The organism is Slackia piriformis YIT 12062 (assembly GCF_000296445.1).
Taxonomy (GTDB): domain Bacteria; phylum Actinomycetota; class Coriobacteriia; order Coriobacteriales; family Eggerthellaceae; genus Slackia; species Slackia piriformis.
On record NZ_JH815198.1, the window covers coordinates 1,288,895 to 1,308,560 of the forward strand.

The window sequence follows — 19,666 nt, forward strand, 5'->3', positions numbered from 1 at the left end:
CGGCGTCAGCCGATGAACGTATAAACACCCAGCATCGCCTGATACGCATCCGGGCTCACGAGCACAGCGTGCATGCCAGCCGTGAGGATGACGAATCGAAGCGTGAACCCGCCGACCAGCGCGCATGCGATGGCGATAAGATGCAGCAGGCGGGCGAGCTCATGGTTCTTCACGACATGCGTCATATCGATAACGGTGAGTACGAAAGGAATCACCAGGCCAACGCCTACGACAAGAACCCAGAACTGCAGGCTCAGCTCGCCGTTAAGCAGCGTATTGGCGCTGAGCATCTGGCTTTCCGCCCCGTTCAGGTGCAAGAAGAACAGGGCTGCGAGAGTACACGCCTCAGCAATAATCAGTACAATCAACGCAATGCTTGCGCGTTTAACAAACGCCGCAGCCTTATCGGACTTCTCGAACAGCAGAATAGCCAGGATAGCACTTGCACCAGCATCGAGAGCCGAAATGGTGAACAGCACGGGAATCAGCGGGGTATTCCACAGAGGAATGCTATGGGCGCTCCAAAGCAGGATACCCGTATACGCCGCAACGCCCAGGCCGAAGATGGCGCCCGCCACCATGCACACCTTGGAAATCCTCTCTGCGTACTTGGCGAGCGGCTTGCAAAACGATTCGACGATGGAAACCAGCTTCGGGGTGGAGAACACCGAGCACAGACCCATGAAAACCACTGCAGCAAATAGCAGCCAGGCGCCGATGGCCATCCACGAATCCAGGTTAATGAAACTCTTCCACATCATCATGGCTTGGAACGGCTTGGCCACATCCACGACCAAGAACAGCAAGCCGGCCACCAGCGCTACGGTACTCAGCCACGTGCCTAAGACCGTAACCCGCGGAAAGGCGTCTTTGCTCAAGAACCGCACCAAAGTCGCGGCCAAAAATGCACCGCCGGCAAGACCGCCCAAGAACAGATAGATTGCAGGCTCCCAGACCCAAGTGGTCTGAACTACACCGGACATTGAGTTACCTCCTTTCTTCCATCAGGCGGCTGGCACGACAATCGCCAGCCGCCAAATGTTTCGATGGGGTCTACGCGAAATCCTCCATGGTAGCACGGGCATCTGCGCGACCGCTCAGCCTCAGCGCCTCCTTCTCCTGGATGATCTCCTTGATTTCGGACTCATTGCCGAAGTACAACGCCTGCGTCGGACACGTTGCAACGCAGTGGGGATCGGGGCGGCCGTCCTCGCCGGCGCCCAGGCTTAAGCACATATCGCACTTGTTCATGCCATCATCGTCGTAGCTGGGAACGCCGAAGGGGCATGCGAAGAAGCAATAGCGGCAGCCGATGCACTTATCGGAATCAACCACGACGATGCCGTCTTCGGGACGCTTGCTGATGGCACCGGCGGGACACACGCTGGCGCAGGCAGGCTCAGCACAGTGCTGACAGGAAAGACTGGAGAAGGTGCGGGTCACGTTCGGGAAGGTCCCAGACGTGTGCTCGATGACATTGCGCCTGCTCACACCACCTGCTTTGAAGCCATGCCACTGCTTGCAGGCGACCTGGCATGCGTAACATTTGATGCAACGCTCATCGTCGCAGTAGATCATCAACTGTTCAGACATTACAGCTCTCCGTTCTCAATGACGATTTCGTTTTCGGCCGGCTCTTCGTCCCACTTGCAAATCTTGACCAGCGTCTGCTTGGCCGAAGCCGTGGAGAATTTATCCCAGTTCGCAGGGTTGTTGTCGTAGAGGACGTTGCATTCCGCTCCGCCGTCAAAACAGCCGTAGCCGGGCAGCTCGAGCTCGCGGCAATCCTGCCACCAACCGCGGCGGGCCATCAGGACCTCAGGGGAGATGCCTTCGAAAAGCTTCGCCTTTAGAACCACCCAGCCGTGGGGCGATTCGACCTTAATCCAATCGCCGTCGGCGATGCCGTAGGAAGCGGCGGTCGCGGGGTTGATCTTGACCCAGGGGTAGGGCTCGATCTCACGGCACCAGGGCAGGTTATTGCGATGGCTGTGCTCGGCAAGGCGATGTCCGTGGACGTCGGAGAAGATCAGCGGGAATTCCGCGGCGATCTCAGGCGTGCCGGCAAGGGACTCGGGCGCACCGACGTACTCAGGAAGATACCCCAGGGTTCCCTCGTCGGTGTTGTCCACCTTGCCGCCGAACAGCTCGTGATACGCCTGCACCTTGTTATTGGGCAGCTTGGCGAAAAGCTCCTGGTAGCGCTTGTATTCTGGTTCAATCATGACGCGCTCTTCAACGGGACGCTCGACGAAGACACCCTTGTTGTTCTCAGGAGCGCGCAGCTCTTCCAGCGTGAAGCCCGATCCCTCGAGCAGCTGTCGCAGCATGCCATCGGTGTCGCCATCCCACCAGTCCGCACCGAAGCCCATGCGCACGGCAAGGTCGGCGTAGACGCGATAATCGGACCTAGATTCGCCCAAGGGCTCGATAAGTTTGTGGTTCAGTCCCAGGAACGTACCCTCCAGACGGTTCACAATGGCCAGCTGGTCGGACGCCTCGTACTGCGTGCATGCGGGAAGCACAATATCGCAGTAGTTGCAGGTGTCGTTCCAGTTCGTATCCATAGTGAAATGGAAGTCCAGTTTCGCCAGGCACTCGGCAGTGCGCTTGGGCTGACGCAGACAGGACAGCGAGTTGGTCGCGTGAGAGAAGATGACGCGGGGCTTCTTGGGATGATCGGAATCGATGGCCTCGATAACACGGGGGTTGCATGAAGACAGCGAATAGCAGAAGTCCTTGTAGAAATCACGCGGGAACTCGGGGCACAGCAGCTTGGAAGTGCCAGCCGGCCAGCCGTGCTCGATATCCTCGGGCGTTGCCTCAAGCTTGTCGAATTTATGGAAGGTAGGCAGGAACCATCCCATATCCGAAATCTCAAACATAGGCGCAGGCAGTTTGAGACCTGCACCGTTTCCGCCAGGAACATCGAGGTTGCCCGTGATAGCCTGAATGAGGAAGATGGAGACAGCCGTCCACGTGCCATCGTTGGTCTGATCGCCGAAGCCGTTGCCGTCCATGAGGGCCATGGGTTTGATGGTGCCCATCATACGGGCGATCTGGTAAATCTGCTCCACCGGGATACCGGTGATTTCGGAAGCCCACTCGGGGGTAAACTGCTTAACGTGCTCAGCCAGCTTATCGAAACCGTTAACCCAGTTCTCGCAGAAGTCGTGATCGTAGAGATCCTCGCCGATGATCACATGCAGGATGGCCAAAGCCAACGCGCCGTCGGTGCCAGGGCGAATGGGAACCCAGATATCAGAATGAGCGCCCAGCGTGTTGAGCATCGGGCGGATGTCGATGGTAATCATGCCGCGGTCACGCTGATCGAGACGGTTGGCGTTCTGGCCGCGGGTCTGATTAACGCCGGTGTTCTCCTTGTTGTGCCCCCAGCAGACCAGCAGGTTGGTCTTGTCAATCTGGCCAGGGAACGTGGAAGCGCCGCCGATGGTACAGGCCTTGGTGGTTTCTCGCTGATCCCAGCAGATGCCGTTGTGACACCAGTTCGGTGATCCGTAGTGGTTGAGGAAGCGCATACCCATAACGTCAACAACCTCAGCAGACTGACCGGAGAGGATGAAGAAGGTCTCAGGGCCGTACTCTTCGGCCGCCTTCTTCAATGCATCGGCGATAGTGTCAAGGGCCTCATCCCAGGTGATACGTTCGAACTTGCCGCTGCCCTTTTCTCCCACGAGCTTCATGGGATACAGGATACGGGAGGGATCGTAGACCAACTGCGGTGCAGAGTTTCCCTTCGCGCACAACGTACGTCCGCCACGGCCGCCGTTATTGCCCGCCAGAGGATTGCCCTCGACATGCTTGAAGACACCGTCTTCCACCGTGCATAGCGTACCGCAATAGGTTTCGGAAACGCCGCACATTTGGCACCACATATGCTTGACCTCGACGTTGCCCTTCGGGGCTTCTTCGGCGGCGGAAGCGACAAACGGCGCAGCAGTCATACCGGCGGCAGCCGTCATCGCACCAAGAGCTGCAGCTCCCTTAACAAAACTGCGTCTTGAGATTTCCCCCCATGATTCCCTCCAATCTGAACCGTATGAATCGCAGCGGATCCTAGCTCCGCTCAACAGGCTTTACCCATTTGCCTATTGTCATATTAGCATAATTCAATCAAATATAGTTTATCCTGATTCGAGGATAAACTTGAAAACAAAAGCGTGAGCAAGACATGAAAGCCAAACGCCCCTGCAGCATATATGCATCCGTTGATTAGGCCGACAACGAGCAGAATCCAACTAGACAGCGACGGCTCGCATTCGGGAGAGCTGTTTCATGCCGCAAGCCACCGCCTTCGTCGGCCTCGGCATCTATGTCCGCAAAATTGCCGTCATCTCGCCCAACACAACGACCGGCGACCTGCTCTGCGTCTTCGGCTACGACGCCCAGAGACAACCGGCTGGCCAAGCCCATCCATCATTCCGCCAAGTACGCCTGCAAGCCCACGCCGTCGGCTTCGACCTGATAAAGAGACCGTCCGAAGAGCAACACAAAAGTTGGCATGTCAGCGCTAGGCGATAAACAACATAGTCGACGCATGCAAACCGTCGCATGGAGTTGTCACTCCATCCTGCAGCCTTATCCGAGACAACCCGATTTTCCTATTGACAATTTCCTGCTCATATTCAGTAAAGACCACCTCTGGCTACTGCGCAAAAAAGGCGTGCGGAAATTACACGCCTTCTCACTACCACGCTTGAGCGTACGCCTCTATAGAGTCGTACGGAGGCAGCTTGCCACCAAGAATCTCGAAAGTCGTTGATTCGCCTTCCGCAGGACAATCCGTATGGGTGGTCGCCCCATAGACTATTTTTCCCGCATCGTCCCTCAGTACGACCGTCACAGCCACGCCTCCCGTAGAAACGCTGGGCAGCACGCCGCCGAGATATGCCACCTCACCGGTAAAATTGGCCCCGCCAAAACCGTCAGGCACGGCGGACGCAGCGGATACCTCGAATTTCGGACTCTCTGCTGCATGCTTCGAAATGTTATAGTCTCCGGCCTTGCTACCACGAATTCAACGTCTTCAGGCGGCGTCCCGTTTCCGGCAACAAATCCATAGCAAACCGTCTCACCGGGGTTGATGGCAGGCAGAACCTGCTCATGAGAAAACAGCACCTTGCCCGAAGCGTCCCTGCCCGTGATTTTCACCGTGGGAAACAAAACCCTGAAACCGTCTTTTTCGTTCTTCAGGAGAAACGCATAGTTAACGTATCCGCCGGAATCGACAGACCAACCCGAATCCGCTATAGAAAGCGCATCGAACGCAGCTTCCCCATCGGCGTTAGAGCTCTCGCCGCTTTCAAACGACGGCAGGTTCGATCCGCGCTTCAACCCTTCTTCGACGCCGGCCTGTGCCGCTTCGGCAACAGCGTCTTCTTCGGCGGCATTGCCCGACGCGCCGTTCGCGATGCCGCCTTGGCTCGTCGCGGCAGAATTACCCCCGAAGCCTTCCGCAAGACGAGCGCACGTGCTGACATTTAATATGAGACGCCGCTAATGCAGCAACAACCGCCACCGATAAAAGCCCTATTTTCAACGCCGCGTGAACACGGCTTTCACGCAGCGTTGCTTGGTCCTGCGCAGCAACATGAGCAGCGGCCGACTCAAGCGCCTCTCTCTTCAAGGACTCATCAGACCGAGGTTGCGAACCGGAATCGTCAGCTTGGAACCGCGAATCCGACGGTTCGGAAGCGTCCTGCCGGCTCCGAGAATCCAACGCACCTGGATTGCCGAGGTTTTCGCACGTCACAGCCAGCGCCCGAGAAAAATCGACAATCGACTGGTAGCGATTGCCCGGCTCGAAGACCGTTCCCTTCTTTATTATTTCGGCGATATCGGCCGGAACCACCTGCGAATCCCCGATCGCCTGCGAAAACGCTTTGCTTCCCGGCTCAGGGCTGACCCCTGTCAGCAAATACCCCAGCATTTGTGAAACGGAATACACATCACTGCGCACATCCGCAGGGGCGAACCCGTACTGTTCGGGCGCGGCAAACCCCATGTGCCGAATCTCGCAACGTCATCGGAGGATTTCTGAAACTCGAACTTGGCAATGCCGAAGTCGATTAGATGAGCGCCGTCGGCCGCAATGATAACGTTCGCAGGAGCCACGTCGCAATGAACCATTCCATGCACGTGCATATCGGCAAGCGCCTCGCATACATCCTGCACCGCCTGTACGGCTTCATCTACTGGCAGCCGACCACGAGCGGCCACGAGACTTTCGAGCGTATTTCCCGGCACGAAATCATACACCGCGACAAAGCAATCGGGCAGTTCGTACGTCAGCGCAACCCGGGGCAAGCGCAACGAGTCGCACTCTTGAAGCACAGCCCATACTGCACGATTGGCAAGATTCAGCGGGATTTTCTTGCGGACGAACGGACCCGACCCTTCCATGGTTACACGTTCCGTCACACCTTTGCCGTGGCTTTCAACGAACGTGCGCTCAACATGGTAAGCATCGTCGATGCTCAGCGCATGTATGAGCTGCTCTTCATTCAAACCAACTATCCTCGTTCGCGGCATAGGTACGAAAACCACCTTTTCTGGCGCGTTCGTCGAAGCCGCAAGCGAACATCCGAACAAACGTCGGTCGAAATTGTAAACAGAACGTGCAATCGCTTCATCAGTGCACAACTGAATTTGGAGAAAGTGCGGTACAGCAAGCCTGGAATCGACGAGGGCTCGAATCGAGGCAAACCGAAATCGGTACGATGTTTGACCAGACCCGACAGGAAAGGCCGTCCAATCAGGCCATTGAAAGATCAGAGGCGCGTCAGGCTAACGCAGAGGACCCGTTCCTAAAAGCGTCTTCTCGCCGAGATCCCACAAGGTATCGTCGCACTCTTCCCGCGTCATGCCGTGATCGATGCACCATGCAATAATAGCGTCACGACGCACTTTCGGCCATAGTTCAGACGCTCCCGCCAAACGAAGGATGCGCTGTGTCTCTTCGAACGTGCATCCCATGCCGAATGCGATCATAATCGTTTTATCCCGACCTGGGTGAAGGCATTTTCCTTTGAAGATATCGTAGGTGACCGTGGGAGGCTGTACGCCCGACGCGCGTATCACCTCGGCGACTTTCATGCCTTTTTCATCCAACAATTCATGGAGATACGCGCTGAGCGTACGGTCGAGCGTGACTTCCTCGTCAAGATATTCCTGCGGACTCGCTGCAGCACGCAGACGCGCAAGCAAATCTTCGGTCAAACGCTCTTCAGGCATAACATTCCCATCATTCAGATACACATTACGAACAAACGAATTCGGCACGACATCGCGCGAACGACGAAACGAGCAAGCCGTGCGATTCGAAGAGACAAGCACGACTCAAGGAATAAAACATATCGTTTGCCTCCCTCCGAAACTATTACGCCACGACGTCCCCAAGCATGATTCGAGACGGTATGCTCCCAAGTTTAGAACGATTTGCGCCAATACGGTTCCGGGCCAAAGGAACAACCGATAATTGCCCGGACGCGAAAGGGACCGTACGGCTTGTGCGCAGTTCTAGATGGACTCCTTACGTTACCCGGAAACGAAAAAGGCGGCCCGCACAACAGACCGCCCTTGAATGCGTGACTTTGCTCGAAGCTTTACTTCTTCAGCAGCATCTTGAACAAACGGCCGACCTGCACGACCGCGGTAGGAGCAAACGCAAGACCCACGATTTGCGCGAATTGCATACCCGTCAACGGCGCAACGGAAAACGCACTCTGCAAGAACGGGACGAACAGCACCAGCGAAAGAAGGACGAATCCACCGAGCCATGCCAGGGGAACCCACTTATTGGTGCAAAGTCCCAGTTTGAAAATGGACTCTTCGCCACGGCAGTTGAACCCATGGAACAGGCGCGCCAGCGCCAACGTGGCAAACGCCATCGTAGAAGCAAGAGCGGCACCGCCTGCAGAAAGCCCCAGATAGAACGCCGTCATCGATGCCGCAGCGATCAGAGCACCATGCCAAACCACCTTGCGTGCAAGCGGAGCGTCCAAAATGGACGACTTAGGGTCGCGCGGCTTCTGGTCGAGCAGGCCCTTGCGAGCGGGCTCAAGACCGAGCGCGATAGCGGGCAGGCTGTCCGTCAAAAGATTGATGAACAGCAGATGCACCGGCGCGAACGGCACAGGCAGAGCCGCAAGCGACGCGAACAAAACAGCCATGATGCCCGCCATGTTGCCCGAAAGCAGGAAATGAATGGACGCCTTGATGTTCGCGTAGATGCTTCGCCCGTTCACAACGGCCTTCACAATAGTGGCGAAATTATCATCCGCAAGCACCATGGAGGCGGCGTCCTTGCTGACCTCCGTGCCCGTGATGCCCATTGCCACGCCGACGTCCGCCTTCTTCAAAGCAGGAGCATCGTTCACGCCGTCGCCCGTCATGGAGACGATGCAGCCGCGACGCTGCCACGCCGAGACGATGCGAATCTTGTGCTCGGGAGAGACGCGCGCATACACCGAAACCTTGGGCAGCACCTCGTCGAGCTGCTCGTCGCTCATGGCGTCGAGCTCGGTTCCCTCAAGCGCGATATCGCCGTCTTCGAAAATGCCCACGGTGCGCCCGATGGCGGCGGCTGTCACTTTGTGGTCGCCCGTGACCATGATAGTGCGAATGCCGCCGCGCTTGGCATCGGCGACCGCCTGCGCGCTTTCCATACGCGGAGGGTCAACCATGGCGACAAGACCCACGAACGTGAAATCGCGTTCGTCATCAAGCGAGATATCGGCGCTTGGAACCGTGCGGTTCGCAAACGCAAGCACGCGCAGACCCTGCTTGGAGAAAGCGTCGTTCGCGGCAGCAATGTCCGCACGCATCTCGTCGGTCATCTCCACATCGCCCTCATGAGTCATCATACGCGCACAACGTGCGAGCAAGACATCGGGAGCACCTTTGGTCAGCATGAGCAAAGAACCATCGAGCTCATGTACGGTGCTCATGAGCTTTCGGTCCGAATCGAACGCAAGCTCTGCAAGCCGCGGGTACTCAACACGCGCATCCTCTTCACGAAGACCGTGGGCATCACCCCAATCAACCAGGGCGATTTCGGTCGGGTCGCCCACAGCGGCACCGGTTTCTTCGTCCGTTGTGGCATCGCTTGCCAGAAGGCCCACGCGAACCAAACGAAGCATGACCGGATCGTCCGTCGAGGCATCGGCAGCTTCAACGACGTCGCCATCCGCCCACGCCTTGACAACCGTCATTTTATTCTGCGTGAGCGTACCCGTCTTGTCGGAGCAGATAACGCGCACCGATCCGAGGCTTTCCACGGCCTTGAGGTCTTTGATGATGGCGTTTTCCTTGGCCATCTTCTGCGTGCCCATCGCCAAGACAATCGTGACGATGGAGCTGAGCGCCTCAGGAATAGCCGCAACGGCAAGCGCCACAGCGAACAGCAAAGAGTCCATGACCGGCATACGGCTACGGAACACCGACAGCGCGAACACCAGAACGCACACGGCCAAAACCGCTACGGCAAGCTTCTTCGAGAAATCGTCCAGGTTCTGCTGCAGCGGCGTTTTGCGCTGTTGGGTCTGGTTCATCAGATGAGCAATATGCCCAATCTCGGTTTGCATGCCCGTCCCCGTAACCAGCATCACGCCGCGGCCATACGTCACCAGCGAACCGGAAAACGCCATGTTCGCCTGGTCGCCCAAAGCCACTGAGGTGCCTTCGAGGGCGTCGACGCTTTTCTCAACAGCCTCGGATTCACCCGTCAGTGAGCTTTCGTTCACTTTAAGGGAATAGCTTTCGATCAATCTGCCGTCGGCAACCACCATGTCGCCCGCTTCCAGAAAGACAATATCTCCGGGAACGACATTCGGACCTGCGATTTCTTCGCGCACGCCGTTGCGCAAGACCTTGGCAACCGGCGCCGACATACTCTTGAGCGCATCGAGCGACTTTTCTGCCTTCACATACTGCACCGTGCCAAGAATCGCGTTCAGAATCAGCACTGCAATGATGACCGCCGTGCTTTCCACATCTCCCGTCAGCATTGAAATGCCCGCCGCGATGATAAGAATCACCACAAGCAGATCCTTGAATTGGTCCAAAAAGACCATCGCAACGCTTTTCTTCTTGCCCTCCGCAAGCTGATTGGGGCCATGCGCCTCAAGGCGCTCCTTCGCTTGCTCGTCGGACAGACCGTCCGCAGAGGCATCGAGGCGCGAAAGGGCCTCGGATGCCGTCATGCGGTAATACGGCTCAGCCATAACTTCCCCTTTCTCTCTTTCCCACGCCGAGCAGTGTAACGAGGAAAGAAAGACGCATCCCTGGAAAGCATCAACCGTTTCCGACATGAAAGAATGATGCGTGCGGCTTGCTTTTACTGCACCGGAGTGCGCCACGCGCAAGGGTCGGGCGCCGCGCCGGCGCGAATACCCTCGATGATCACGAAGAGACCGTTTTCGAAAGAGCGTTCGGAATAGCCCGCTTTGACCGTACGGCGCCACCGTTCGTTAGGGCGCACAATCCGCGTCGTAGGAGCGCGATGCCCCGTAAGCATTCCTGGAACGCGCGACTCGGTGGCAAAACGGGTTCCGTCGCCTGCTCCGTGGACATTGGGGTCGGGCGCCGGCGGCTCCTCCCCTTTCTCAACGCGCTGGAACGACCTGAGGCAGAAGCCCGCAAAAAACGCGTCGGCGATGCTTAACAGCTGAACGGCAATCTCTTCAGGCATTCCCTGGGCAAGATATATCGCCCGCAGGCGCATCATATACAGCTCAAGCCCGTCGGAAATGCACGGGTTGTTCATAAGCTCGGCAAAATGAGGGTGCTCGACGCACGCCTTGCGAAGCGAGTGCATGGTACGAAGCAACGTTTCGCCCCACTGCTCGCCGCGAACCGCGCGCGTATCCACGCGTTCGAGGAAACGCGCCATAACTTCGTTGAGAAGCATCTCGCGCGAAGGAACGTAACCGTACACCGCCATGGCCGTAACGCCCAGCTTCGAGCCAAGCGCCCGCATGGAGCAGGCATCCACGCCGTCGGCATCGATGATGGCATATGCCGCCGCAATGACCTCAGCCTTGGTAAGCGTACCCCGTTTTCTCTTCTGCTCGGCCATCTATAGTCCTCCTTTACGATACCACCCATATGGTACCGTAGTTTATTTACAGCGTATAGATATAAAAAGTCGCAGGTCATAAAAAGAGGGTCCATAGACCCTCTTACCTCGTGAGACGCATAACGTTAGCAGAACGCCCTTTTGACCGACGCTCCCCTAACGCCTCTGAATCTTTCGAATCGTGCGGAAAAGGAGGAAGAAAACGCCAATGTAGGAAGCGAACGTAAGGGCAAACATGATTGTCGCGAAAGGCTGAATATCCGCGAACATAAGCACCTGACTCATAATCTGTAAAAACGATGCGAAGGCTGCGGCGAACATGACATACGAAAGGCTCGCCCCAATGGCAAGGCGCTCTTCTTCCTGACGCTTCTTGGCGCGTTCCTCTTTTCGCGCATTCCCGTTCTTCTTGGAAGGATGCGCCTTTGTGGATGCGGGCTTTTGCTTGATGACAAGCCCGAGCCATTTGCCCCGACCGAATTGTATGCCGCATACGATGAAAAACACGCACAGCGCAACCAGCACCGCGAACATGACCATGCCGACGAAATCCATATCCCCTTCTTTCCCTTCATTTCAAGCGCATGCAGCGCCGTATTCTGCAACGCATCATTGTAACGAAGAACCGCGCCATGGACGAAAAAGCTAGGCGGCGCCTTCGTAAATCGCCTTCACGACGTACTCCACATTGCCCTCGGCGCCCTTGATCGGACTTTCGACGACCCCCTCGATACGAAAGCCCCGCGCGGCAAACGCCTCTTTCACCTCTTCCACAACGCGACGACGCACCGCCTCGTCGCGAACGATGCCACGATCCGTTTCGTCGTGCGCGCTTTCGAATTGGGGCTTGATGAGCGCCAGCACCACGCTTCCCCGCGCGCAAAGTGCCGCAAACACGGGAGCAAGCCCCGCCAACCCTATAAACGACAGATCGGCCACCAAAACATCGAACGGAGCGCCGAGCTCTTCGGGAGAGGCTGTCTTGATGTTCGTGCGTTCGAACACCGAAACGCGCGGGTCTTCCCTCAGCTTCCAGGCAAGCTGTCCGTAGTTCACGTCGACGCATGCAACGCTTGCCGCTCCCGCCTGAAGCAGGCAATCGGTGAACCCGCCCGTCGAGCTTCCAATGTCGATGCAACGCGCCCCTTCGACATTCTGCCCGAAGGCATCAATGGCTCCTTGCAGCTTATGTCCGCCTCGGCTGACGAACGCACGCCTGTTTTTCACGAAGATATCGGCGTCCTGCCTCACTTTCACAGCCGCGCTCATGGGATACACGTCGTCGACCCTCACTTCATGGGCCAATACGGCACGCAAAGCCTCCCCCCGATCGGAGAAATACCCGCGATCGACGAGCAGGTCGTCCAGACGCATCTTTTTCGGTTTGGTTTTGCACTCGGTATTTCGTCCCAAAGAGGATGAGGAGTTCGCCTCATTCCTCGACGCATCTTGGGCCGCGGCGGCAGGGAACTCGCTGTTCGAAGAACCGCACTGCATTGAGGCAGCACGGTCGCAACGCCCAGAGTCCACTTCGCTGATTTCGCAATTCGACACAACGAACCTTTCTTCATAATGACGGAAGGGAGACGACGCGCTTCGAAGAAGCCCCGTACGCAGACTTGCGACGCATGCCGGCCAATCAAGCGCGCTGCACAACCTCCTGAAAAAACTTTGCTTTTTTCTTTCCTACGATGTCAAGAAACGCATCGCCCGTTCGTATTGTAAGCGAGCAACGTTGCAAAGGATACCGAATGAAACCGAAGGAGGGCGCCATGCACATGAACGAACATGCGGCGCACGCGCCGTCACACCTCGATATCGCGCTGCGCACATCGACCCCGAAACTGAAGCACGACGCCTCGTATCCACATACTCAAACCTGATCTTGCGTCTCAGCTTTACCTATCTGAAATCTACCCATGATGCGCAGGATATCTGCCAAAGCGTCCTGATGAAGCTCATCGAACGCCAGAAGGCATTCCAGGACCTGGAGCATGAGAAAGCCTGGGTAGTGCGAACCACGGCAAACGCCTGCAAAGACGCACTGCGCAATGCTTACCGCCGCACATCAACCCCGCTTGAAGCTGCCGACGCCTGCCGTGCGCCCGAAGAACCCGAAGGAAGCGCCGTCTTGGACGCGGTGATGGAGCTCGACGAGAAATATCGCGAAGCAATCTACCTGCACTATTACGAAGGGTATTCCATTGCCGAAATTGCCGCCATAACGAACCGCACCGTGTCTGCGGTGGCGGCGCATCTGAGCCGCGGCCGCACGAAATTGCGCACGGCGCTTGGAGAAAAGGTCGGCGAGCTCGGTTCCAATCAGAACGAAAACACAGTCGGCGAAGACAGCCTCGCGGCAGGAAGAAAGCATGCGCCACGTGCGCCTGACGGCCGCAAAAGCGCCGGCAAGGCATCGAAGCACGACTTCAACCGTCGCGAGCGACAAAACGCCATCGCTTCGGCGCCAATCGCAGGCTTGAGCCAAACCCTCCGTCGGTAAAACGCGCCCGACGCATCCTCTTGCATCCGACCTACGTCTCCTTGGAGGTCATCATGAATAGAACATACCGTCAAGCCCTTGACGCCATGGCCTTTCCCGAAGAAACCGCCGAACGCATGACGAACGATCTGGCCCGCGCCATCGCCGAACGCCAGAAAAGCGCGGCATGCGAAACGACTACCGCTGCCTGCAAACCCGTCGCCTCGCAGGCACCTGGGACCTCAAGTTTGAGATGAACTACGACGACACGACCATCGACCTTCCCGCCGGCTTCTCCGTTGACTACAACGGTCTGAGCGCCGACGTCGAATCGGTGGCCATCTCCCCTATCGGCATCACCGTCGACTACACGGCACATGACGTCATGAACTGGCAAGAGCAAAGCGATGGTAAGATGTCCGACCATAATTCGGCCGAGATGGATCGCATTATGAATCTCCCCATCCTGATCACACTCTCGGACGGTACCGTGCTCGATGCGACCGAAAGCGGTGCGAGCAGCCGAACCAACGACGATGGCACCACGAACGTCCACAAAAGCTACGTGTTCGATGTCTTGGCCAATCCAGAAGATGTAACGAGCGTCACCATCGCCGACATGAAAGTCTGGCAGGGGTAGCGAACGCCAACGAGGCGCGACCGACAGCCGTCCTATAAGTCTTTTGCCCGCTCAAGAGTGCCTTGTATGCAAGACGGCGACGGAATCACCCGTCGCCGTCTTTTCAAATTCGAACCACAATCTGGCGCGAAGTCGATTGTGCCACACGTTTTCGCTTACGCCTCACTCTTCATGGAAGCAAGCTTCTCGCGGATGCGCTGCGCTATGCCTTCAGCATCGATGCCGAGCTCCCTATGCAACAAAGGAATCTTGCCCTGGCTGACGAAACGATCGGGGATGCCGAACGTCAGAACAGGAGGGACCTTCGCCGGCGGATTGGCCGCAAGCGCCTCAAGGATACCTTCGCCTATTCCGCCCTCGATAACACCCTCTTCGGCCGTGACGACAAGCGAGCATTCCATCGCCGCCCTACGCACAGCGTCTTCATCGAACGGCTTAATCCAACGCATATCGACCACGCGAACCGAGACGCCTTCTTCGGCCAAAATATCGGCCGCGCCTTCTGCTTCTTGCACCATACGCCCGAAGGCGAGAATGGCCACATCGCTTCCTTCGCGCGTCGTACGCGATTTGCCCACCTCGAGCACCTCCGGCGCATCAGGCAGTTCGACACCGCGTGCTTCTCCGCGCGGGTAACGCAAGGCGACAGGCCCGTGCAACGAAAGCGCCGTGTGCAGCATGTGCACCAGCTCGGCCTCGTCGGAAGGCGCCATGATCTTCATATGCGGAATCATGCGCGTATAGGCGATGTCGAACACGCCGTGATGCGTCGGGCCATCGTCACCGACAAGCCCCGCACGATCAAGGCAGAACACCACGTCAAGATCGGGCAACGCATTGTTGATGACCATCTGGTCGACCGCACGCTGCATAAACGTGGAATAGATTGCCACAACGGGCTTCTTGCCGCCGATTGCGAGGCCGCTTGCAAGAGCGACCGCATGCTCTTCGGCGATACCCGTGTCAATGAAGCGCTTTGGGAACCTTTCGGCGAATTCGTTCAGACCCGTGCCGTCTTTCATGGCGGCGGTGATAGCCACGATATCCTCGTTGGCGGCGGCTTCGCGCACGAGGGCCTTGCCGAACACGCTCGTGTACTTGGGAGCGCTCGAAGACGACTTCTTCACTTCGCCCGTGGCAAGGTCGAACGGCCCGACGCCGTGGAATACATCCGGGCGCTGCTCGGCCGGAGCATAGCCCATGCCCTTCTTAGTGACCACGTGCATGAGCACAGGAACCTCGGCATCGAGTACCACGCGCAATGTATGCTTGAGCGCTGCGATATCGTGGCCGGGGACGGGCGCCGTGCAGAGAAAGCCCAGCTTCTCGAAAATCATCTCTCCGGGAATGATCATCTGTTTGATCGAATCTTTCACGTTGCGTCCGAAATCGACCAGACCATGACCCCAGTCCCCCTTGGCCTCCAACGCGCTTTGAAGACCATCGCGAGCTTGGGTGTATTCGCGCGATGCGCGCTTATGCCCGAGATAGGTGGCAAGCGCCCCGACATTGCGCGAGATGGACATCTCGTTGTCGTTCAGAATCACCACCATGGGCGTCTGCAGCTGTCCGGCATGATTGAGCGCCTCAAACGCCATGCCACCCGAAAGAGCCGCATCGCCAATGATCGTGACGATCTTTTCATCGCCACCGCGCAAGTCGCGCGCCATGGCAAGACCGAGCGCCACCGACACTGAATCGGACGCATGGCCCGAAGGATGCACGTCGTAAGGACTTTCGGCGGCCTTGGGAAAACCAGACATGCCCTTGTATTGGCGCAAGGTGTCGAAAATGCCGAGACGACCCGTGAGCAGCTTGTGGGCATATGACTGGTGACCCACATCGAACAGAAGCTTGTCATGGGGGCAATCGAGCAAACTATGGCATGCCAGCGTAAGCTCGACCACGCCGAGGCTCGGGGCGACATGCCCACCATTCTTGGAAGTGGTCAAAAGGATCTGTTCGCGAATCTCGGAGGCAAGAATGCCAAGCTCCTCATCGGTAAGGAGCTTGAGATCAGCAGGAGATGAAATCATGTCAAGAATACGGTGCTCCATAGACCTTGCCTTTGTTGCGGGTTGTCAAACGGGTGCGATACGAATCGCACCCGCACGCTATACCTGTTTGTCGACGTTTCCAGAATCGTCCTCTTCGATGACCTCGAGAAGCTCCGTAGCCATCATGCCAAGCTTCACTGCTTCATCGTAGAGGTCGAGTGCCTTGTCCAAGGCTATATCGTCTCCGCGCACCTGAGATGCAATTTCCTCTAGGCGGCTGCGAATTTCCGTAAAACTCCTATCGGATGCCACGTCCATGCTTGAACCTATTCAGCGACCGTCGAAGGATCGGCGGAATCCGTCTGCAAAGTCGCATTCAGCTCACTGCAGTCCTCGGCCGAAACGGCATCTTCCGTCGAAGCCTGGTCGCGTTCATCCTTAAAGCCTTCTACGGCAGCCTCTTCTTCTGCGAAAGACGCAGGGGCTTCCTGCTGGGCCGCAGGGTCGGATTGCTCCTCGCCCTTGGCTTCTTCCTCGCAGTCCTGCTGGTCTTCGCCATCCAGCTTGCGCGCAAGACGACCCAGGACGCCGTTGACGAATCGATGAGAATCGTCTTCGCCGCCGAATTCCTTGGCAAGCTCGACCGCCTCGTTGATAGAAACCGAAACGGGCACGTCTTCAACGTATTTCAGCTCGAACACGGCAAGACGCAGCAAGCAGCGGTCAACCACGGGCATGCGGTCGATCGCCCAATTTCGTGAACACATGCTGATAGTACGGTCAAGCTCCGCGCTATGGGAGGCAACGCCGAAGATGAGCATGCGCGCATAATCGCCCATGCCTGCATCTTCGGGAACAAGACCTTCCTCCACAACGATGTCGGCCGGTTTATCAAGCAGCTCGCTCTGATACAGAACCTGCAGCGCGCAACGGCGCGCCAAAGAGCGTTCGTGTCGTTTCATCTAACCCCTCAATCAAATGTATTAAGCCGAAAAGCGAATACCGTCGACATACACGTCCACCGACGACACTTTGAAGCCGACCTGGGTGACAACGGCGTCGGCAACACCCTGGCGGACATCGGACGCGATGGCAGGAATGGGCCTGCCGTAGAAAACGTCGATATGCACGGCGATATCCACGCCTTCGGTTTCGTTCATGCTGACTTCGATACCCTGGCTTGCCGCGTTGGACACGAAACGCGAACGGATGCCGGAAAACGTGGAGGCACCCACGCTCGCAACGCCCTCGACTTCTTTAGCGGCGATGGCCACGATAGTTTCCATAACGCCAGGGGCAAGACCCAAGCCGTCGACATACAATTCTTCGCTCATGACGGTCCTTTCGGCTCGTTGTTGAATAAGCATCCTATCATTCTACCCCAAACATGGGCGGCATCCGAAACCCATCTTGGTTCCACGGAATATACGAAACGCGCTGCGAATCCCAAGTTGCAAACCGTTTCGGGACCGCAAGCAGCCCACGAGCCGGAAATCGGCCTTGACCTCCCGAGCAAGCGGCCCCGATTCCCCGCGCAAGCGGCCCGGCGGCCGAAAATCCATACTATCTCGTCCGTTTGCGCAGGCGAAATGCACGTAACGCCTAAATAGTATGGATGAAGCGCCCCTTCTTTTTCGCAAGGCTCGAGCGCACGGCTCTGACCTGGTGTTTTACAAGACGCTCTGCGCGCAAGGCCCGAATGTCCGAGGCGAATCCATGCTATCTCGTCGAAAGGTGCATTTTGGCTGCACAAACGGCCTTTATAGTATGGACGAGCGGCCCGGCGGCCTGCAGAGCAACAGCTCGATAGCGAGGCAACGACCCGGCGGCTCGGTGACGGGGCCGCGAGGGACAACATCCGGCGACCTGGCGGCTCGATAGCCGGGCCACGCCTGACGGCTCGGTGACAAAACGGCGGTTCGTGCCGACTTGAAGGCGTGCCCCTTTGTCGACGGCGAATCCCATTCCACATGCAGACGCACAACCGTTGGATCCACAAATGCAAACCGGCGCGAAACGCGCTGCATGCGAAAGCGGCGCCCAACCGGACGCCGCTTGCATGTATCTTTGAGGCCTTTTCCTTTATGGCCTATTCCAGCTATTCCTCGCCGAAGGCCACATCCAAAAAGTCCGTGCGAGCTTCGCCTTTCTGGAAGATTTCGGCATCAAGAACACGCTTATGGAACGGAATAGTCGTTGCAATGCCCTCGATCTTAAACTCCTCGAGCGCACGACGTCCGCGAGCAAGCGCCTCTTCACGATCCTGGCCCCAAACAATAAGCTTGGCCACCATGGAGTCATAGAACGGAGAGATAACCGACCCTGCATTGATGTAAGACTCGACACGAATGCCAGAGCCGCCCGGAACGTCAAAACGCGTGATGGTGCCCGGACAAGGACGGAAGCCGTTCTCGGGGTCTTCCGCGTTGATGCGGAATTCGATCGCATGGCCGTTCGGAGAGAACGGAGCGCGATCGGCGCAGCTCATAGGCTCGCCCGAAGCGATACGCAGCTGCTCCTTGATGATGTCGGTACCGGTGATCTGTTCGGTCACGGGATGCTCCACCTGCACGCGCGTGTTCATTTCCATGAAATAGAACTTGCCGCTCTCGTCAAGCAAGAACTCGATCGTGCCGGCGTTGCGATAATCCACGGCCTCGACAGCCTTGACCGCGGCTTCGCCCATGGCGGCGCGAAGCTCGTCGTCAAGCGCCGGAGAAGGGGCCTCTTCGAGAAGCTTCTGATGGCGACGCTGGATGGAGCAATCACGTTCGCACAGAGCCACATGATTGCCGAAATCGTCCGCAAGAACCTGAATCTCGATATGACGGGGACGCAGCACGAGCTTCTCGAGATATACATCGTCGTTGCCGAACGCGGCAGCAGCCTCGGCCTTGGCAGCCGTAAACGCGCCCTCCAGGTCTTCAGGCCTGTGCACTTCACGCATGCCCTTGCCGCCGCCGCCTGCAGAAGCTTTGATCAAAACGGGGTATTCGACGGCCTCGGCGAATGCGCGGGCGTCTTCGACCGTTTCCACCACGCCGTCCGAACCGGGAACCGTAGGAACTCCGCATGCGGCCATGGTCTCGCGGGCAACCGCTTTGTTGCCCATGCGTTCGATGCATTCGGGGGCAGGACCTATAAAAACAAGGTCGTTTTCAGCGCATGCGCGGGCGAAATCGGCGTTTTCGGCCAAGAAACCGTAGCCGGGATGCACCGCTTCGCAACCCGTGGTAACAGCGGCCGCAATGATGTTGGACATGACCAGGTAGGACTTTCCTGCCGGGGCAGGTCCGATGCAAACCGCCTCGTCGGCGTATTTCACCGGCAACGTGTCCTTATCCGCCGTTGAATACACCGCGACCGTTTTCACGCCAAGTTCGCGAGCGGCACGCATGATACGCAGCGCGACCTCTCCGCGGTTGGCAACCAGAATCTTTTTGAACACG

The 19,666-nt window shown here is 57.5% G+C and carries 18 protein-coding genes; 3 read left to right on the forward strand and 15 right to left on the reverse strand.

Features of this window, described 5'->3' with window-relative positions; translation table 11 throughout:
• Positions 1-5 precede the first annotated feature (5 nt).
• The 3 genes from nrfD to HMPREF9451_RS05750 form a co-directional block, all read right to left on the reverse strand.
• Positions 6-983, reverse strand: coding sequence for an NrfD/PsrC family molybdoenzyme membrane anchor subunit (gene nrfD, locus HMPREF9451_RS05740; protein WP_009139353.1), 978 nt, complete (start codon positions 981-983; stop codon positions 6-8).
• Positions 984-1,053: 70 nt separating this feature from the next.
• The gene (locus HMPREF9451_RS05745) at positions 1,054-1,593 is read right to left on the reverse strand and encodes a 4Fe-4S dicluster domain-containing protein (protein ID WP_009139354.1); all 540 of its coding nucleotides are present in this window, start codon (positions 1,591-1,593) and stop codon (positions 1,054-1,056) included.
• The gene (locus HMPREF9451_RS05750; protein WP_148508537.1) at positions 1,593-3,965 is read right to left on the reverse strand and encodes a molybdopterin-containing oxidoreductase family protein; all 2,373 of its coding nucleotides are present in this window, start codon (positions 3,963-3,965) and stop codon (positions 1,593-1,595) included. The genes HMPREF9451_RS05745 and HMPREF9451_RS05750 overlap by 1 nt, the downstream gene beginning before the upstream one ends.
• Positions 3,966-4,296: 331 nt before the next feature.
• Between HMPREF9451_RS05750 and HMPREF9451_RS05755 the strand changes: the two genes are divergently transcribed.
• Complete coding sequence (locus HMPREF9451_RS05755) at positions 4,297-4,542, forward strand: hypothetical protein (protein WP_009139356.1); 246 nt, start codon at positions 4,297-4,299, stop codon at positions 4,540-4,542.
• 166 nt (positions 4,543-4,708) lie between these two features.
• On the opposite strand, the gene HMPREF9451_RS09835 is transcribed toward HMPREF9451_RS05755, so the two are convergent.
• From HMPREF9451_RS09835 to HMPREF9451_RS05790, 7 genes are all read right to left on the reverse strand, one after another.
• Entirely contained in the window at positions 4,709-4,915 is a 207-nt protein-coding gene (locus HMPREF9451_RS09835) for a hypothetical protein (protein ID WP_148508539.1), read from the reverse strand.
• Between the two features lie 1,016 nt (positions 4,916-5,931).
• Positions 5,932-6,528, reverse strand: coding sequence for a protein kinase domain-containing protein (locus HMPREF9451_RS05765; protein WP_187364032.1), 597 nt, complete (start codon positions 6,526-6,528; stop codon positions 5,932-5,934).
• A 279-nt stretch (positions 6,529-6,807) separates the two neighbouring features.
• Complete coding sequence (locus tag HMPREF9451_RS05770; protein ID WP_009139361.1) at positions 6,808-7,254, reverse strand: hypothetical protein; 447 nt, start codon at positions 7,252-7,254, stop codon at positions 6,808-6,810.
• A 371-nt stretch (positions 7,255-7,625) separates the two neighbouring features.
• Entirely contained in the window at positions 7,626-10,244 is a 2,619-nt protein-coding gene (locus HMPREF9451_RS05775; RefSeq protein ID WP_009139362.1) for a cation-translocating P-type ATPase, read from the reverse strand.
• A 113-nt stretch (positions 10,245-10,357) separates the two neighbouring features.
• Positions 10,358-11,098, reverse strand: coding sequence for a TetR/AcrR family transcriptional regulator (locus HMPREF9451_RS09430; protein WP_009139363.1), 741 nt, complete (start codon positions 11,096-11,098; stop codon positions 10,358-10,360).
• Between the two features lie 156 nt (positions 11,099-11,254).
• Positions 11,255-11,653 carry a hypothetical protein gene (locus tag HMPREF9451_RS05785; RefSeq protein ID WP_009139364.1) on the reverse strand — a complete coding sequence of 133 codons (399 nt, stop codon included), beginning with the start codon at positions 11,651-11,653 and terminating at the stop codon, positions 11,255-11,257.
• Positions 11,654-11,743: 90 nt separating this feature from the next.
• Entirely contained in the window at positions 11,744-12,472 is a 729-nt protein-coding gene (locus HMPREF9451_RS05790) for a TlyA family RNA methyltransferase (RefSeq protein WP_051001028.1), read from the reverse strand.
• Between the two features lie 361 nt (positions 12,473-12,833).
• Here HMPREF9451_RS05790 and HMPREF9451_RS05795 point away from each other — a divergent pair, with 361 nt between their 5' ends.
• The gene (locus tag HMPREF9451_RS05795; protein ID WP_262361691.1) at positions 12,834-13,601 is read left to right on the forward strand and encodes an RNA polymerase sigma factor; all 768 of its coding nucleotides are present in this window, start codon (positions 12,834-12,836) and stop codon (positions 13,599-13,601) included.
• 166 nt (positions 13,602-13,767) lie between these two features.
• The gene (locus HMPREF9451_RS05800; RefSeq protein ID WP_040626087.1) at positions 13,768-14,220 is read left to right on the forward strand and encodes a hypothetical protein; all 453 of its coding nucleotides are present in this window, start codon (positions 13,768-13,770) and stop codon (positions 14,218-14,220) included.
• 155 nt (positions 14,221-14,375) lie between these two features.
• On the opposite strand, the gene dxs is transcribed toward HMPREF9451_RS05800, so the two are convergent.
• The 5 genes from dxs to accC form a co-directional block, all read right to left on the reverse strand.
• Positions 14,376-16,277: a 1-deoxy-D-xylulose-5-phosphate synthase gene (dxs, locus tag HMPREF9451_RS05805; protein ID WP_009139369.1), complete on the reverse strand. Its 1,902-nt coding sequence runs from the start codon at positions 16,275-16,277 to the stop codon at positions 14,376-14,378.
• A gap of 57 nt (positions 16,278-16,334) precedes the next feature.
• Positions 16,335-16,535, reverse strand: coding sequence for an exodeoxyribonuclease VII small subunit (locus tag HMPREF9451_RS05810; RefSeq protein ID WP_009139370.1), 201 nt, complete (start codon positions 16,533-16,535; stop codon positions 16,335-16,337).
• An 8-nt stretch (positions 16,536-16,543) separates the two neighbouring features.
• Positions 16,544-17,179, reverse strand: coding sequence for a transcription antitermination factor NusB (nusB, locus tag HMPREF9451_RS05815; RefSeq protein ID WP_009139371.1), 636 nt, complete (start codon positions 17,177-17,179; stop codon positions 16,544-16,546).
• A 21-nt stretch (positions 17,180-17,200) separates the two neighbouring features.
• A complete protein-coding gene (locus HMPREF9451_RS05820; protein ID WP_009139372.1) occupies positions 17,201-17,551 on the reverse strand; it encodes an Asp23/Gls24 family envelope stress response protein in 351 nt (116 codons plus the stop codon).
• Between the two features lie 764 nt (positions 17,552-18,315).
• Positions 18,316-19,665: an acetyl-CoA carboxylase biotin carboxylase subunit gene (accC, locus tag HMPREF9451_RS05825; protein WP_009139374.1), complete on the reverse strand. Its 1,350-nt coding sequence runs from the start codon at positions 19,663-19,665 to the stop codon at positions 18,316-18,318.
• Between the last annotated feature and the right edge of the window lies 1 nt (position 19,666).

Bases quoted from the DNA above. Each gene is read 5' to 3' on its own strand.
- nrfD (WP_009139353.1), bottom strand. From the start codon at position 983: ATGTCCGGTGTAGTTCAGACCACTTGGGTCTGGGAGCCTGCAATCTAT.
- HMPREF9451_RS05745 (WP_009139354.1), bottom strand. From the start codon at position 1,593: ATGTCTGAACAGTTGATGATCTACTGCGACGATGAGCGTTGCATCAAA.
- HMPREF9451_RS05750 (WP_148508537.1), bottom strand. From the start codon at position 3,965: ATGACTGCTGCGCCGTTTGTCGCTTCCGCCGCCGAAGAAGCCCCGAAG.
- HMPREF9451_RS05755 (WP_009139356.1), top strand. From the start codon at position 4,297: ATGCCGCAAGCCACCGCCTTCGTCGGCCTCGGCATCTATGTCCGCAAA.
- HMPREF9451_RS05770 (WP_009139361.1), bottom strand. From the start codon at position 7,254: ATGCCTGAAGAGCGTTTGACCGAAGATTTGCTTGCGCGTCTGCGTGCT.
- HMPREF9451_RS05775 (WP_009139362.1), bottom strand. From the start codon at position 10,244: ATGGCTGAGCCGTATTACCGCATGACGGCATCCGAGGCCCTTTCGCGC.
- HMPREF9451_RS09430 (WP_009139363.1), bottom strand. From the start codon at position 11,098: ATGGCCGAGCAGAAGAGAAAACGGGGTACGCTTACCAAGGCTGAGGTC.
- HMPREF9451_RS05785 (WP_009139364.1), bottom strand. From the start codon at position 11,653: ATGGATTTCGTCGGCATGGTCATGTTCGCGGTGCTGGTTGCGCTGTGC.
- HMPREF9451_RS05790 (WP_051001028.1), bottom strand. From the start codon at position 12,472: ATGCGTCTGGACGACCTGCTCGTCGATCGCGGGTATTTCTCCGATCGG.
- HMPREF9451_RS05800 (WP_040626087.1), top strand. From the start codon at position 13,768: ATGCGAAACGACTACCGCTGCCTGCAAACCCGTCGCCTCGCAGGCACC.
- dxs (WP_009139369.1), bottom strand. From the start codon at position 16,277: ATGGAGCACCGTATTCTTGACATGATTTCATCTCCTGCTGATCTCAAG.
- HMPREF9451_RS05810 (WP_009139370.1), bottom strand. From the start codon at position 16,535: ATGGACGTGGCATCCGATAGGAGTTTTACGGAAATTCGCAGCCGCCTA.
- nusB (WP_009139371.1), bottom strand. From the start codon at position 17,179: ATGAAACGACACGAACGCTCTTTGGCGCGCCGTTGCGCGCTGCAGGTT.
- HMPREF9451_RS05820 (WP_009139372.1), bottom strand. From the start codon at position 17,551: ATGAGCGAAGAATTGTATGTCGACGGCTTGGGTCTTGCCCCTGGCGTT.